A 14,548-nucleotide genomic window follows, 5' to 3' on the forward strand; every position below is an offset into this window, starting at 1 on the left:
CACATACAAAGTCCGCCCGCGCGGACTCTGAAGAAAACGATAGTTAAGGAATGAGAATTAAATAACTTCCACAAGGAAAGTGGGATGGGCGTCCCGCCTGTCCTTTTTGGACGGGCGGGACGCCCATCCCACAATAATAATTAAAATTGTAAGTTATTTAATTCGCGATCCTAAGAACTGGATTTGATGTTAATAGCGGGGGACGGTTCGATCCACCACCATTGAGTAAGCATCGATACCGCCAACGATATTTTTAACGTTGGTAAATCCTCTATTGGCTAACCACTGGCACATTTGAGCCGATCGCACTCCGTGATGGCACAGAACTAGGGTTTCTTTGTCGCGATCGAGTCGATCGTCAATTTCACCAGACCATTCGGCAAACTCGCTCAGCGGAAAAACTGCAAATCCCGGCAGCGCCGCGAGTTCAATTTCGTAAGGTTCCCGCACGTCTACAAGCTGCAATTTCTCAGCATTGGTTTCGGCTAATTGGCGAGCTAATTCTTCCACTGTAATTTCAGCAAAAATTTGTGACATTTGATTAGAAGGAAGAAGTCAGTTGGCAGTTGGCAGTTGGCAGTTGGCAGTTGGCAGTTTGTAGTTGGCAGTAGCTAATAGCTGTGGAATAACAAATAACAACTAACAAATAACAACTAACAACTGACAACTGACAACTAACAACTGACAAATTAATTGAGGCGCGAAGGCGGTGAAATTAGCTCCGCAGGAGGGGTCGGTGCAGGAGGCCCGTCCAACTGGCTCACGCTGCCCCTCGGGTCAAGACAAGTGGCGATTAACCTGTCAGTTGGAAAATCGAGCCTGCCGCTCAAGCCTACTACGCATTCCGCAAACTGTTGTGGCAATAAACTGCGGCGGCATCCATCGAGAACTAGCAGGGGATCCGCAGGTTGAGTTCGAGTTTTGCCGTTAATATTCACTACGCAAGTAGCCAATTCCTTGGGACGCCTCACCCGCCGACAGCTAGAGAGCGCTTCGATACCAGAAATATTAGTTTTGCGGTTGATTTGGAGGGCGCATTTAGATATGTCGCGGGGGTGGAGCGCGTCAGCACAAGCGGCCGCGGCTGCCTCTGCCTCAACTCCGGCTTCGATTAGTTCCAGGGCGCAGACACGATAGGGATTCCTAGAGCGAGGAAATCTAAGGGTGATGGCTGATGCTGGCGAGATTGGCAGTGCACTCGCCAACAAACCGAGTGCTGCTAGCTGCGTGCCCAGGGCCAACATCCAGCGCCCGGTAGCGCTTGAGCCTGTCGGTGCTGGCTTTGGGGAAGAAGTGCGGGAAAAATTGCGGTTGTGCATGGCAGATCGAGTAGTGAGTTTTTTGGCTGATTGGGGCGATCGAGCGATCGGCTTTTCCTTCAGGATTTACCGCACATTATGGCTCGCGCTGCGGTCGATCGTTTTTTTATCGATCTTTGTTGGAATTTTGACCGTTACTAACATATAATATAGAGTCTGCATAAAATTGCATACAGATATTAGAGAGGAAAATAAATGTCTCGATATCGAGGCCCCCGATTGAGAATCGTCCGTCGCCTGAAAGAGTTGCCGGGTCTAACCCGCAAAACCCCCAGACGAGATTATCCGCCCGGACAGCACGGTCAAAACCGCAAAAAGCTCTCTGAGTACGCGGTTCGCTTGCAAGAAAAGCAAAAACTCCGTTTCAATTACGGTGTGACGGAACGCCAACTGCTCCGTTACGTCCGCAAAGCCCGCCGTGTCACGGGCTCCACAGGTCAAGTGTTACTGCAATTTTTGGAAATGCGCTTGGACAATACTGTGTTTCGGATGGGAATGGCTCCAACCATTCCGTCCGCTAGACAATTGGTAAATCACGGTCACATAACTGTCAACGACCGCGAAGTCAATATAGCCAGCTATCAGTGCAAGCCTGGTGATGTGGTTGCTGTGAAAAATAGAGAGCGATCGCGCACAATGGTAGAAGCTAATCTCAAAGACCCAGGCTTGGCTCACTTGCCCAATCACTTGGAATTTGATAAGCAAAAGCTAATTGGCAAAGTTAACGGCGTTATCGAACGCGAGTGGATTGCTCTACAGATTAACGAACTGCTAGTGGTGGAATACTACTCACGGCAAGCCTAATTTATTAGTCATCAGTCGTTGGTCATTAGTCATCAGTTATTTGCTAGCAAGTAATTAATAATTCGGTAGGAACCCAGTTATTTATTAATTGCTACTGAATAATGAGGACTAAGGACTGAGGACTAAAAATTAATAATTTTCAACACTCCCACCCCCTAAAAAGGGATGGGATTTTTTGAAGGTTTCGCTTGTTAACTTCTTTGAGTTGCCATTTGCTCAGACGACACCTGGCTGATGGCATTAAATTATGTCCCAGCCTCAAATTATTTCCTTAAAATATTTCTTCTCCTGTTGGTTCTTGGTGGACAATGCCTCGCTTTTGAAGGCGATAATTCGCTACAACGGGGTAAACAACACCGCGTATCCGATTGATCGCACCTACAGGACGATGAACTGCTAAGCCGTTCCAAGGATAGAATCGCAGGTTTTCGTTGAAATCATATTGTTTTTCATAATCAATAATCTGATGCTTGACGGTGAGACCACCTACAATCATTTTTGGAGTTGGTTTGCGTCAATTATCTTGCGGTTTATTTGGGAGTTTCAGGAGTTGGCGCTTTGGGTGGATTTGCCCCGTTTGGGAAGCCTCGGAAGATATCAGTATAGCTGATGATTCCGTCCAATGTAAATTTACCACCATCAGAGTCTTTTGTGCAGACTACAAGAGCAGTAGGTCTATCCTTCGAATTAGGGGGAACAAATGTTTCAATCACTTTAGAGGTAATAGTATTAGGACTTACGGTATTTCTCTCATTTAGCCGAAGCATAATATGTTTCAACGGCAAGTCTGAGTATCGATCAAAAGTTATATCGTGTAAAAAAGTATTAACCATTATATCATCAACTATTCCTGTCACAAATCTACCATCTGGTGTTGTGATAGGAATATGAGTGAAGGGATTTTCATTCAACGTACTTCTGGCTTGCAACAAATCGTCATCCTCAGTTAATACAGTAAGATCCTCTCTTTTCTTAAATAGGCTATTTTTATCTATAGTTGCCCTTAAGAACTGTGGCTCATTTGAATCGTTGATTTTACGCAATACATCGGTGTAGGATATTGTTCCTACGATAAGATTATTGTCTCCATATACACATAGAGTCCGATATCGTCGAGTAAAATTTTGTCCTTCAGGTCTTACAGAATTCATTAAAGCCTCAAAAACATCTCCAACTGTACTATTTCTGAGAGAAAGAGTCTTGACAGGTATCGTCATAAGTTGTGCAAAATCTGGAATTTGATCGAGACGTTTTGCATGAATTTCTTTAGTAAATTTTTGAACTTCCGATTTTTGTTGAGGTGTCAGAGGAAATTCTGGTGGATATAGTTCATTGGGAGGGGTTAAAATTTTTGCTAGGTCTGTCTTGCTAATAACAGTTTTTAGCTCCCCTCTGGGTTCATCACTTTTAGGATCAATAGGCTCAATAATGGGAACGTGCCTGATCTTCCGTATGTCCATCATAGCATCTAACTTGGCCACTTTATCAGTTGGCTTTAACCACCATAATGGTCTATTCTCTTGGAATTCAGGGAACCCCTGATTAAAAAGTGATCCTGGGTTATTAATAGACATGGGTAAAATCCTCCATTGTTGTTTAATTTTGACGGTAAACTTGTAAGCGAAGTTGTAAGATATCAATCGGCGTTACTACCATTTTCGGGGAAGTTTTGCCGTCTAATTGCTCTATAATAACTACTTCCTTAAATCCCAAATTCAAGCAAGCATTAATACACTCTTCCAAGGTTTGACTTTTCTCAACCAAACATAATTTAGTTACAGGTTTCATTATTTTAGATAAAGATATACCCATTAAACTAAAATACATGGGATGAGTCAGTGTTGTCACCTGCTTTTTATCAACCATTCCTAGCAAATTGCCATCGCGATCGCAGATAGTTATATGCTCTATAGGCAAATATTTCATCGCAAATCGAGCTTGAGCTAGGGTATCTGATGGTAGTAGAGTATATGGTTGTTCCATACTATCTACTTCCGATAACGCTAAAAAGCGTTCGACTTTCAATTGACAAAACTTTTGATTAGATTTAATGTGACTTAAGATGCTTTCTGGAGAAACTACGCCATAAACTGTTTCGTCCTCATTGATAATAGGTAAAACTCTGATGGCTGAAGTTGATTTATAGGATTCCACTAATTTATCCATCGCATAAATTAGCCTCTGATTTTTAGAAGTATAAGGCTTGATTTTTTCTAGTTTAAATACCTCTGTTATCGGCTTTTTTAAACTATTAACTAATTCCTCATTTAATTGTTTGCGAAATTTAGGGATTTTAATTCTAAACTTAACAGGTACATCTAACACTGGCGGTGGTAACGATCGTAAAATTGATAAGTCAGTTAGAATACCAGCAATTTTTTTAGCCTCATCTACAATAACAATTTCACTCGCATTTTGCACAGTAATTAAAGCTAATGCTTCTGCTACTGTATCTGTATCTTTCAAGATACAAAAGTCATTGGTTATAACTTTTGTGTCTTCTATACTAACTTCATCGCTATTTTCCATAATTTTTCAACAATTACATATAAGTTACTGATTGAGATAATTTTTGAATCGCTTTCCAGTCATCACTATTTGTGATTTTACCATCATTATAGTAGGTAACTATAAAGTCTATTAAATTTCGATTTTCTAAGAATTGTGCAAATATTAGATGTTTGTTCGTAGACTTGATTAAATTATCTATGCCAATATCTATGCTATCATCTGTTCCACCTTCATTTTGCCAAGCAGTGTATATTTGATCCATAAGTTGATGATTGTTAGCTAAACGATCGTAAAAATCAGGAAAATTTAACTGGAGTAAAATTATTTTGCAAAATTTATACTTTTCATCAGTATTCCATTCTATTTTTTTCTTTTCAATTCTGCTTTGATGCTCGGGTGTTAATCGTGGTTGTGCCAGCTTATCAGCAAGCATAAAGTTATGTTTTTTAACAATTTCTTGAATCATATAAAAAGCCGTAATAAATTGTTGCATTTTACGGATATTTGAATTAGTAGCTTTAGAAATCATCCCCCATATTTTTTCATCATTACTATACTCGGCAGTTAAAGAACCTTGAAGCAGTCTATTTTTAACTTCATCTCGATCTTTATCAGATAGAAAAAAGTTAAGATTGATGATTTTCTCTATGTATTCTCTACCAGTAATACCAAGCTCTTTCGGGTATCTTTGTCCCACCGCTTGCTCAATAATTCTTTTATCAATTCCAATGACAAAAATACAATTAGACTGATCCAAATGTAATTTCAAGCATTCTAGGACAGATAAAGCATTTTCTGGTAAGCAACGATCCAAATCATCAATAAATATCATTAATCTGCCATCGTTACCCACATAACTTTGCACTGCATTTTAAAGACATTTTCAAAGTTGTTGATAAATTGATAAGGATTAATGAGGTGAGGTTTTTGATCTGGATTAACCAACATTTCAAGTTGTTTAGCTATGGCTTCTGTATCAACTATCCCTGCTGTTTTATCGTTAATATATCCTCTTGCTAAAACACCAGCTAATTTGACAGCGCAAACTGAATAGGTTAAAGCTGCTTTTGTAATATTTTTGCGCTCTGCTACATTAATACTTATGTCTTCACATATTTGACTAAGAATAGTCTGAATAAGAGCATTTTTAATGTCCAGTTTATCGTCATATTTCCAAGCATTAAACCAAACCGTTTTATATTTTTTTTCTGAAGGAATTCCTAATTTTTCAAAGTCACTTCTCATTCGTGCCATGAGGCTGGTTTTGCCACTCCCCCAAGAACCAAAAATACCAATGGTAAAAGCACCTTCTTTATGATCTTGATTTTGTCCTTGTGTAGCCTCGATCGCCAAATTACACAGTAATTCTGCGTAAATATCATAATTAAGCTCACTGCTACTTCCTGGGCCACCACGAATGATATTTCTATCAACTTGATTAAAAGGCATAACTTGTGTACTCCTTGATTTATCAATTAAAGGACTTACGCAGTACGAAAAACATGGGTTTGAAATTGCGACGCACAGCGAAAAATGACAGAATTGCGTTAGGTATGGGTCCAGGACTGAATTAGGACTTAGTGGGCTTTTTTACTTCTGACAAAACTTCTTTTATTGCTGATGTCACTGCCTCTTTAGACATAAACCCGTTGATAGTTTCTAGCAACAACCACTCACTATATAAGTTGATTAAAGGTGCAGTTTCTTCCTGAAAAATTTGGATGCGCCGCCGAATAACTTCTGGAGTATCATCTGTACGATTTTCCTTGATGGCCCTCTTTCTCAGTCGCTGAACTAAAACTGAGTCTGGTACATCAAAATTGATAACACAATCACAACTTGGCTGACCTAAATCCTTTAATAATTTGTCTAAAGCTCCTACTTGAGCGACGTTCCGAGGAAATCCGTCTAATATCCAACCTGGTGTTGCTTCTTTTTTAGTCAATTGTTCTTTTACAATATCTAGCACAATGCTATCAGGGACTAATGACCCTTTATCTATATAAGATTGTGCTTTTTGACCTCTCTCAGTTTTGTTTTTTCGCTCCTGGCGCAGTAGTTCGCCCGTTGAAATGTGATGAATCCCGAAGTTCTTGGCTACGATCGCAGCTTGAGTGCCTTTGCCTGCGCCATTCGGGCCTAAAAATATAATTCGCATACTTTTTATGATTCAACTGTTGGATAAGCTAGGATTGTTTTGTTGATAACGAACTTAAAGCTAACTAAGACTACCAAATTACACTATCATTACATTAGCCTTCTCCCAAATACTCGAAACAGCCACAAAAAAATATGACCGCAAGCGTTCTATAAAAAACCAATGTATGTAATATCACTGTTATATCTACCTTAAAACAAAAAAAAATAATCCGCAACTATTGAACATTATTAATTTATGCTACCATTACGTTAGCAATTTCCACCAAGACTAAAAATGGTTACACGAAAACCTACTAGAAAGGATCTATTTGCCGAAGCTGCCCAAACTTGGGACTTGAATCGCATCTATGAACTATTTACCGAAGCTAAACGTCGTATTTTCCCCAACGCCCGCCAAGGTCTCACTGATACAGAAAAATTATATTTGCGTGGTCTTTTGTGCAATTACAGCCCTAGTGATATTGCGCGTCAATTGTCGAAAAGTGCTAGAGGGGCTGAGGTTTATATGTGCAAAACTCTCTACCAATATTTTAAGGGTATTCCTGAAACTCCTAGTGATGATGTTGGTAATTGGCGCAATGTTCATCAATGGTTGGATAAAGCTGGTTATAAAATAGATTTATCGGGGGATTCTACTGTCGGTAGGTCTTTACCAAAAGACGCTAAGATACATATAACTGATATTAATTTTATTAATAATAAAGAAAATAATAATGCAACAATTTCTATAGATATCAATATTAAGTTATCGTTTCCTTCAGAGGTGACAAATCAAGGTGAGGATGAAATAGCAAATGATTAAAGATAAACTTAGGAAAAAAAGGTGAAACTGGCTACATTTAAAGGGTTTGGGGATCGCACGATGATAATCGATCCAAACTCTTACAGAAAGACATGATATTACTACACAGAAACCCGGTAACTTCTGCGAAACCGGGTTTCTAGGCTGTACTAAAAAGTTTCTTGTCCTGTTGGTTCTTGGTGGACAATGCCTCGCTTTTGAAGGCGATAATTCGCTACAACCGGGTACACAACACCGCGTATCCGATTGATCGCACCTACAGGACGATGAACTGCTAAGCCGTTCCAGGGAGAATATCTCAGGTTTTCGTTGAAATCAGATTGTTTTTCATAATCAATAATCTGATGCTTCACGGTGAGACGACCTACTGTCAAGAAGGGTGATTCCTTTTCCTTCCAGACATTGATGCCATCGTCGATCGGCATTTTTAGGCTGGTTTGGAACTGAATGCCAAAATCCCACCAGTATTCGGCACCAGGTTTCGCCAAGGCTTGAATTAGATCATTCCGGTAATAATTGTCTGGTTTATTGGGATCTAAACCCAAGGCTTTAGCGCGATCGACAAAGGGAATTTTAGGAATTCCCGGTCGAGATTGTTCTGGAATTATCTCGTGCGGTGGTTTGGATGAAACCGGAGTAAACCCATACTTAATTACAGCAGGATATTCGACAGGAACTAGACCAGGCTGGGAGGGATCGAAATCGGGGTAGAGACCCAAAGCAGAGGGTGAACCGCTCCAATATTTTGCTGTTAACACACTCTTCGGAGTCCGGCTACCCGTAAGCGTCGAGACAGCTATAAAGTGTCTGGGATGTCGTATTAGCCACTTTTTCAATGTCTCTGGTGATTCAACCAGAGCAGAAAAAAAGCCGTAGTAGTCTTTGATGGTTTGGCTCACAAATATCTCTGAATTGTGAACAATGATGTCCTGGGTTTTTGACTCGTGGCTTTGCCCCAGTCGTTCCCCTTCCACCCCCATCACTTTCACTGACATTGAGCGCGAATCTTTTTGGTAATCAGGGTATACTTTGGTAGCCCCGTTAGCAAATCGCAACCAAACAGGATATTCTTTGGGTTTTGCTAGCAAACCTTGCTTAAGGGAAATAGCATTGAGTCGCGAAGAACTTAACGAAGCGCGTTTGCCCAATTCCTGTTTAATCGCTTCCTGATCAAAGTCAAAAATTTCCAGAGTTCCTTTAACGCACGCATGAGTTTTGGCGTGAGTATCTCGCAGCGCCCGCTCCTTATCCCCGTAAAGATTATCCATCCGAAGCTTGGCCTGCTCAACCAAAAGATCGTAGTATTTGCGTTCGTCCTGTTCGGGATATTCGGTAAATAACTTCTTGCTCATAAATAACCTTTGAGAAGCTAATTGTGGCGATAATGGTTGGCATTTTTCCCTTCTATTTTACCTGATTTTTCACCTAATGTCGAGGGAACTCAGGTGTAAGTTGTTCGCGGTTAATTGCGTAATCCTCTAAACCGCGAACAACTCACCACTGCGACTGTCGGCTTTTATTTAACAGGAGTTATACATTGGAAAAAAAGGCGTACACTTTACAATTTGTAACCCCACTTTCCTCGTGTTCTGTCAGCTCATTAAGATCGTTTCCAACCATCATTATAAAAAGAAACTTTGTACTCTTTACCGCCAGGAACATTACGGTTCAGCACCTGCTCGAGGGTCTTGGTCTTCTTAATCTCTTCCCAACCTACTGGTGAAAAAGTTTCGGGATTGAAGACATTTTCGGCTAATAGAGGATTGGTGAAAGCTTCAGAAAATGCATCAATTCCTATCAGTCGTCCGACTAAAGGAGGTAAGGCTGAATTTGGCCGCAAATCTTCTGCGTAGAGTCCAACATACAACTCAATGTTGTCTACGTGACCGTACAATCGTTTCAATTCTTTTTGGACATCTTCATCGCCACTAATTTGATTGAAATCGGTCACCCGTGGATACTTACACAGTTCGCGGTAATCGTTATAGGTTCTTAATTTGGCTGCACGACCTGCATTAATACTGGCGATTTCGGTTGGAATTAGGAAATCAGGCGTATTGAATAAACCCAATTGCGCTGCTGGTTGGGAACAAGTTTCTTCAAACATAGCTCCCAAACCCTTGTTAATGATCATATCATTGTTCCACATCGACTCGGGCATAGGCATTTCCTTCCCGTTATGGATTAGCTTATCGGGCAGCATACTATGCCAACGATAAACTAAAGTAAATTCTACCATCATCCAATTGTTGCGATACCATTTTTCATCAATAAACGCTGGGGGATCGGTGAAGAATTGGAAGTGATAGGGAGTAAGGTGGTTGATATAATCCTCAAGCACAATTTTCAGAAACTCCGCCATCACGATATTTCTGGCGGTTTGGAAAAGGCGTTCATCATCCCAAGTCGGATAATTTTTTGCTAAGAGGTCGCACACGCGATTATGTTCTCTTAAGCCAAGAACGTTGAGCATTACATAGCCAACTTGCACATTGACACGCTCTAACTCTATCCCCATTACAAATAATTTTTGTCTCTTTTCAGGGGATATTTTATCTGATTTTTTTTCCTCGTATGGACCGACTTTTTGATGGGGAATGTCTTTGAATTCTTCCTTAGGCTGTCCGTTCTCATCATAGTAAAAAGGAGGATATTCTTCGCCATTTATAATTTGGCTTTTTAGCTTCCCTCCTTTCTTAGACCTCAGCAGGTCAGTAATAGCTGCGTTCAACCCATAGACGTTACACAGATCGATTTGGTGGTTGGAACTATTTCGGCGCTGATCCACTCGATCGGTTCGCAGGAAACTGTCGGTAAACCATTGCACGAAATAGGGGAACATAAGAGAGGATTTGGCCGAATATTTCGTCTTCCCTTCTTTTTTGCGGTACAAGACTTTTAAATCATCAATAGGCGGGAGATTCTTTTCAAAATTATCTGTGGGGCTTAAATTAACCCCTACGTAGCTTTTATCCGTTAATGGCTTCCAATCAGTAGGCGGTAGATGAAGTCCCGAATAAGAGCGATCGTTTAATGACTCCCAAGAGGTGTAGGGAGACATGGTACTAAACGCATAGGGGCGAGTGGGAATTTTTAAGACGGCATTGTTAATCAGAGTTTTGTTGACTTTTTTCCTAAGCCCCTCGTTGCTTTGAATGAAGCTCCAAAGCGGCTTGAAGTTAGTTAAAAGCAAAGTCTCGATTTTGTTTTTCTGCCCGTCTCTTGATGTATCTCTTTTTGAAGGCATAATTGTTTTTCCTTTTGGTTCTGGTAGATTTGATTGATTGCCAAGCCTCAATTCCGGGATGTCGATCTAGTCTTTTTTCTCCTTTTCAATTGATTTTAATTTTTTAGATAAAAGCGATTTTAGATTCTCGGGGCGGTACTGTATGTCTGCGCTTTCAAAACGCTCGATCGCGCTTTCATGAATATCGTCAATGGTCTCCACCACCTCGCGCCACTTGATTCCTGCCAATCTGTAGAACCCAGGTTTGTTTTGAAATGGAACCTTATAATCAGGCTGGATATCCTTAATGGCATCTGGATCGAATTCAAGGTTCAATTCAAAGTCACTGATTTGATCCAACATCCACTTCAAGACAGCATCTGATAACCCGCGGTATGCTGGCGTACCACCGCCGATGCAGCCATGCTCGCCTGGAAACCAAACTTGACGAAGCTTCTGCTTGGGGGCATCAGGATATTTCTTCATCAGGGTAACATCAAAGATTTCGCGAATTTCGTCGATCGCAACGGCGTGCAGCGCATTCTCAATATCCTTATTTAAAGTAGTGTCGTGGAATTGGTACCTTCTTTTGAACTGTGTCTCAAACTTCTTCAAGGCGGGTACAAGAGGAATACCAAGGGCTCCAACGGTGTCGAAACAACCAAGCAAGGTAATCGGGACGCGATCGCCTTCATCTTTGCCGAATTTTTCGCGGAAACTCTTTGCTTCCGGATGCTTTGGTGAAATCTCTCGCTTACGGTAAAGCTCGTAAGCTTGTGATGCCTTGGTAACATAACGGCGGGATAGGAGACCGGAGCAATAGATCATCCCCGCTAGACTCCTGACTGTGTAAGCACCGCGACTGAACCCGAATAGATAGATTTCGTCACCGCGATCGTAGTTGAAAGAAAGAAAACGATAGGCATCTTGTATATTTTTATCGATTCCCAGCCCAGTGACTCCGCCCACAATCTTGTTACTGTCTACTCCAATTCCGTCGTCATAAAACACCATCTGCGGCACCCCGTCACTGGCTGTCCGTTTCACTGCCTGGGCAATCCTAACCACATTAGTTGGGCACTGAGTATCTAGTTTGTTCCAAGTTCCATCACAGCAAACGATCAGACGTTTCATTTTTACATTCTCTCTTTTTCCTGAGATTTGATAGCGAGCTGTAATTGCTAATCGGTTACTTGAGAATTGCCAATTCCCATTTGTGGGTCGCCTCAGCAGGCGATCGCTCCTAATTTCTTGCTTCAAATTGTTATCTGGTTGGGCAATCTTGAGTTATTTCGATTCTCAGGATATTAGTCCCAAAACACCATCTAGTCTAGTGGGTTGTATTAAAATGTGAATTTTATTTATATTTCTTAACTTTTGAAAATGATAGCGTGAAATCGTAGGTTTGGTTCTGGGAAAATGCTCGATTCTCCTAACAGGAGTATTGCTCCGACGCCCTAGCTAACACACCTTTAAACACATTTACGCTCTGCCTTGTCAGCTTTTAAAACAGCTATAGCAATCCTTGCAGGAGTCATAAATTTTTTACCCCACCCCAGCCCTCCCCGAAGCCGCGGTCCGGGAGTAAGAAATTCACAAATGATTTAGGATTGCTATATATCTTATCAATTTGTCAGTTGGCTGCCAGATAATAGTGACATATTGGCCGCACCCATAGCAGCTTTGGGTTATGGGTGCGGTTAAAATTTGTTTAAGTCACTTTAAGCTGGGATGCTATGTTCTGGAATTTTTTAATAATCAGTGGGCTTTTCTGGTTTCTCGATCGGTAAATTTGTGCGAAAATTTCCTAGCCCCGGTTAAATTTGAAACGTCCAAAAGTGGGGACGATCGCTCGCAGCGAGAAGCTGCGGGGTTCTCGCACCAAAATCAAAGGCAGCAAGCCGAATAGCCGCACAGCAGCCGAGAGGGCAAACAGTGCCCCCAAACTCATGCCCGGAAGTTCGGCAACAAAGCCGCCGGCGGTAGTTCCCAAAGCCCCAGCTACTCCCGAAACAGCAGCGGCGATCGCAAAATAAGTCGAGGGTTGCTTGATCGAGGCTATCTCCATTTGAATATTGTTAGTACACAGCCCGATCGCCCCTAAAGTCGTTCCCCCCAGCAAGTGCAGCAGTGGCAGCCACACCCACACCGCAAACGGGTAATTGCCCGTACCCAACCACAGCAAAGGCGTTACGGCCACCACCAGCCCAACAGCAATTAGCAGGGGGCGATTTCCCCAGCGATCGGCCAACTTGCCCCAAAACATCAGCAGCAGTAGATTTGCCCCGGAACTCAAGCTGCTGTAAATCGTTACCAAACTCACATCCAAGCTTAAATTTTTCAGCAGGTAGATATTAAAAAAAGGCGCGCTGAGATTAACTGCAAATGTCCACACACTAAAGTAAAGAATAAACATTAAGAAATTAGAATCTTTCAGCGCCAAAGGCACAAAATCTGTTATCTGCTTTTCTTTTTTGTCTGAAAGTCGATCGTTCTCTGCATCTTTTTTGTATAGCTGCGGATTCACATCCACCATGAAGTATTGACACCCCAAACTAATCATTCCCGCCAAAACACCCACCAATAAAACAATACCGTAACCCAAAAGTGGATCGGCGCCCCAAGTTGACACGGACCATCCCATCGACGGCACTCCCAGCAAACTAATTAAGCTCGTAGCACTGTTGCGAAAGCCAAAATAGCGTCCCCGCAGGCGGTGAGGAACCACGGCTGCCATCCAACTGAACCAGTTAGAACTGCCAAAAGCTCCCAGCCCGCTAGCTGCTAAGACTGTTACCAGCGTCCATTGCAGCAGTTGGTGGGGGTCTGCGTGCTGGGAACCCCAAACAATTGCCACCGCGAACACCAGCCACAGCAGCCGGGACACGCCGAATATCCCTTGGTTGTACCAGTAGCGGCTGGTTGTGCGGTCTGCGAGGTATGCTCCTAATGGTTGCAGGAGATTTACCACCATCGGAATAGCCGAGAATATACCTATTTCCACGCTGCTGGCGCCGAGTTGCAGCAAGAAGTTGCTCAGCAGCACGCCCCCGGTCGCCGACTCGAAGATAGTGGAAAAAATGCCGTCTAAAGTTGAGGCTTTCAGGGTCGATCGAACGTCTTGTTTAGAAATTTTGAGATCGGTTTTTGGAGATAGAACGAGCTGAGATATTTTCTTGTCTAGTATTTCTGGAGTCTGAAGAGATAGAGGTTCATTTAACTGTGCAACTGGTTCAACCATAGTTATAGGATTTTATGTTTGAGATCGTAGATTAAATAATTGCCAAATCCAGGTTTTGTAAAGGTTTGAGGCTGGCTGGCCATTAAATTATTTTTCACGCGCCGGTGGCAAAAAAAATTAATCTTTCTGGGAAAAATTCCTGAGCTAGCCTGTTAAGATAAAACCAGCCCCGCCTTCAAGGTGTGAGCTTGAAAGCTAGACTGGCACTTCCGGGTAATTGTTATAAATATAGGTGGCAAGCGATCGCTGGGACATCAACCGCTTGGGAGATTTGACACTCCCCAGCCTAAAGGCGTAGGGATTCTTAATTCATCGACTGACCTTTAAGCGCTATGTCCTTTCGGCACTTCTTAAACCTTTCAACCGTACAAAATACGAATTGACGAGTTCAACTCACAGCAACCCCAGAGGGTCTATCTCCAAAAGCGTACTAGGATATTTACCTAGAGTTGGGGTATGCCCTACCCTACTTAACAACACTAAAT

Annotated in this window: 14 protein-coding genes; 2 read left to right on the forward strand and 12 right to left on the reverse strand. The window is 42.0% G+C overall.

What is annotated here, in order from left to right; genetic code table 11:
• Positions 1-189: 189 nt before the first annotated feature.
• Both ACUVJL_RS17665 and ACUVJL_RS17670 read right to left on the reverse strand, forming a co-directional pair.
• Positions 190-537 carry a rhodanese-like domain-containing protein gene (locus ACUVJL_RS17665; RefSeq protein ID WP_445247046.1) on the reverse strand — a complete coding sequence of 116 codons (348 nt, stop codon included), beginning with the start codon at positions 535-537 and terminating at the stop codon, positions 190-192.
• 152 nt (positions 538-689) lie between these two features.
• Complete coding sequence (locus ACUVJL_RS17670) at positions 690-1,319, reverse strand: hypothetical protein (RefSeq protein ID WP_445247047.1); 630 nt, start codon at positions 1,317-1,319, stop codon at positions 690-692.
• Between the two features lie 195 nt (positions 1,320-1,514).
• On the opposite strand from ACUVJL_RS17670, the gene rpsD reads away from it, so the two are divergent.
• Positions 1,515-2,123 carry a 30S ribosomal protein S4 gene (gene rpsD, locus ACUVJL_RS17675; protein ID WP_193975783.1) on the forward strand — a complete coding sequence of 203 codons (609 nt, stop codon included), beginning with the start codon at positions 1,515-1,517 and terminating at the stop codon, positions 2,121-2,123.
• Between the two features lie 271 nt (positions 2,124-2,394).
• Here the strand turns inward: rpsD and ACUVJL_RS17680 are convergent, their stop codons facing one another.
• The 6 genes from ACUVJL_RS17680 to ACUVJL_RS17705 all read right to left on the reverse strand — a co-directional run bounded on the left by ACUVJL_RS17680 (position 2,395) and on the right by ACUVJL_RS17705 (position 6,792).
• Complete coding sequence (locus ACUVJL_RS17680) at positions 2,395-2,619, reverse strand: hypothetical protein (RefSeq protein WP_445247048.1); 225 nt, start codon at positions 2,617-2,619, stop codon at positions 2,395-2,397.
• A 34-nt stretch (positions 2,620-2,653) separates the two neighbouring features.
• On the reverse strand, positions 2,654-3,697 hold the full coding sequence (locus ACUVJL_RS17685; protein ID WP_445247049.1) for a CBS domain-containing protein: 1,044 nt from the start codon (positions 3,695-3,697) through the stop codon (positions 2,654-2,656).
• 22 nt (positions 3,698-3,719) lie between these two features.
• On the reverse strand, positions 3,720-4,652 hold the full coding sequence (locus tag ACUVJL_RS17690) for a CBS domain-containing protein (protein WP_445247050.1): 933 nt from the start codon (positions 4,650-4,652) through the stop codon (positions 3,720-3,722).
• Between the two features lie 13 nt (positions 4,653-4,665).
• Positions 4,666-5,487, reverse strand: a complete 822-nt coding sequence (locus ACUVJL_RS17695; RefSeq protein ID WP_445247051.1) for a P-loop NTPase fold protein — start codon at positions 5,485-5,487, stop codon at positions 4,666-4,668.
• On the reverse strand, positions 5,466-6,083 hold the full coding sequence (locus tag ACUVJL_RS17700; RefSeq protein WP_445247052.1) for a P-loop NTPase fold protein: 618 nt from the start codon (positions 6,081-6,083) through the stop codon (positions 5,466-5,468). Before ACUVJL_RS17700 ends, ACUVJL_RS17695 begins: the two co-directional genes overlap by 22 nt.
• A gap of 121 nt (positions 6,084-6,204) precedes the next feature.
• Entirely contained in the window at positions 6,205-6,792 is a 588-nt protein-coding gene (locus ACUVJL_RS17705; protein ID WP_445247053.1) for an adenylate kinase, read from the reverse strand.
• Positions 6,793-7,068: 276 nt separating this feature from the next.
• On the opposite strand from ACUVJL_RS17705, the gene ACUVJL_RS17710 reads away from it, so the two are divergent.
• Positions 7,069-7,596, forward strand: a complete 528-nt coding sequence (locus tag ACUVJL_RS17710; RefSeq protein WP_445247054.1) for a DNA-binding response regulator — start codon at positions 7,069-7,071, stop codon at positions 7,594-7,596.
• Positions 7,597-7,745: 149 nt separating this feature from the next.
• On the opposite strand, the gene ACUVJL_RS17715 is transcribed toward ACUVJL_RS17710, so the two are convergent.
• The 4 genes from ACUVJL_RS17715 to ACUVJL_RS17730 all read right to left on the reverse strand — a co-directional run bounded on the left by ACUVJL_RS17715 (position 7,746) and on the right by ACUVJL_RS17730 (position 14,063).
• A complete protein-coding gene (locus ACUVJL_RS17715; protein ID WP_445247055.1) occupies positions 7,746-8,948 on the reverse strand; it encodes a catalase in 1,203 nt (400 codons plus the stop codon).
• Between the two features lie 248 nt (positions 8,949-9,196).
• A complete protein-coding gene (locus ACUVJL_RS17720; protein ID WP_445247056.1) occupies positions 9,197-10,843 on the reverse strand; it encodes a peroxidase family protein in 1,647 nt (548 codons plus the stop codon).
• A 66-nt stretch (positions 10,844-10,909) separates the two neighbouring features.
• The gene (locus ACUVJL_RS17725; RefSeq protein ID WP_445247057.1) at positions 10,910-12,082 is read right to left on the reverse strand and encodes a DUF2235 domain-containing protein; all 1,173 of its coding nucleotides are present in this window, start codon (positions 12,080-12,082) and stop codon (positions 10,910-10,912) included.
• A 547-nt stretch (positions 12,083-12,629) separates the two neighbouring features.
• Positions 12,630-14,063 carry an MFS transporter gene (locus ACUVJL_RS17730; protein WP_445247058.1) on the reverse strand — a complete coding sequence of 478 codons (1,434 nt, stop codon included), beginning with the start codon at positions 14,061-14,063 and terminating at the stop codon, positions 12,630-12,632.
• Between the last annotated feature and the right edge of the window lie 485 nt (positions 14,064-14,548).

This window comes from Microcoleus sp. OTE_8_concoct_300 (assembly GCF_031383065.1).
Taxonomy (GTDB): domain Bacteria; phylum Cyanobacteriota; class Cyanobacteriia; order Cyanobacteriales; family Microcoleaceae; genus Microcoleus.

Bases quoted from the DNA above. Each gene is read 5' to 3' on its own strand.
- ACUVJL_RS17665 (WP_445247046.1), bottom strand. From the start codon at position 537: ATGTCACAAATTTTTGCTGAAATTACAGTGGAAGAATTAGCTCGCCAA.
- ACUVJL_RS17670 (WP_445247047.1), bottom strand. From the start codon at position 1,319: ATGCACAACCGCAATTTTTCCCGCACTTCTTCCCCAAAGCCAGCACCG.
- rpsD (WP_193975783.1), top strand. From the start codon at position 1,515: ATGTCTCGATATCGAGGCCCCCGATTGAGAATCGTCCGTCGCCTGAAA.
- ACUVJL_RS17680 (WP_445247048.1), bottom strand. From the start codon at position 2,619: ATGATTGTAGGTGGTCTCACCGTCAAGCATCAGATTATTGATTATGAA.
- ACUVJL_RS17685 (WP_445247049.1), bottom strand. From the start codon at position 3,697: ATGTCTATTAATAACCCAGGATCACTTTTTAATCAGGGGTTCCCTGAA.
- ACUVJL_RS17690 (WP_445247050.1), bottom strand. From the start codon at position 4,652: ATGGAAAATAGCGATGAAGTTAGTATAGAAGACACAAAAGTTATAACC.
- ACUVJL_RS17700 (WP_445247052.1), bottom strand. From the start codon at position 6,083: ATGCCTTTTAATCAAGTTGATAGAAATATCATTCGTGGTGGCCCAGGA.
- ACUVJL_RS17705 (WP_445247053.1), bottom strand. From the start codon at position 6,792: ATGCGAATTATATTTTTAGGCCCGAATGGCGCAGGCAAAGGCACTCAA.
- ACUVJL_RS17710 (WP_445247054.1), top strand. From the start codon at position 7,069: ATGGTTACACGAAAACCTACTAGAAAGGATCTATTTGCCGAAGCTGCC.
- ACUVJL_RS17715 (WP_445247055.1), bottom strand. From the start codon at position 8,948: ATGAGCAAGAAGTTATTTACCGAATATCCCGAACAGGACGAACGCAAA.
- ACUVJL_RS17720 (WP_445247056.1), bottom strand. From the start codon at position 10,843: ATGCCTTCAAAAAGAGATACATCAAGAGACGGGCAGAAAAACAAAATC.
- ACUVJL_RS17730 (WP_445247058.1), bottom strand. From the start codon at position 14,063: ATGGTTGAACCAGTTGCACAGTTAAATGAACCTCTATCTCTTCAGACT.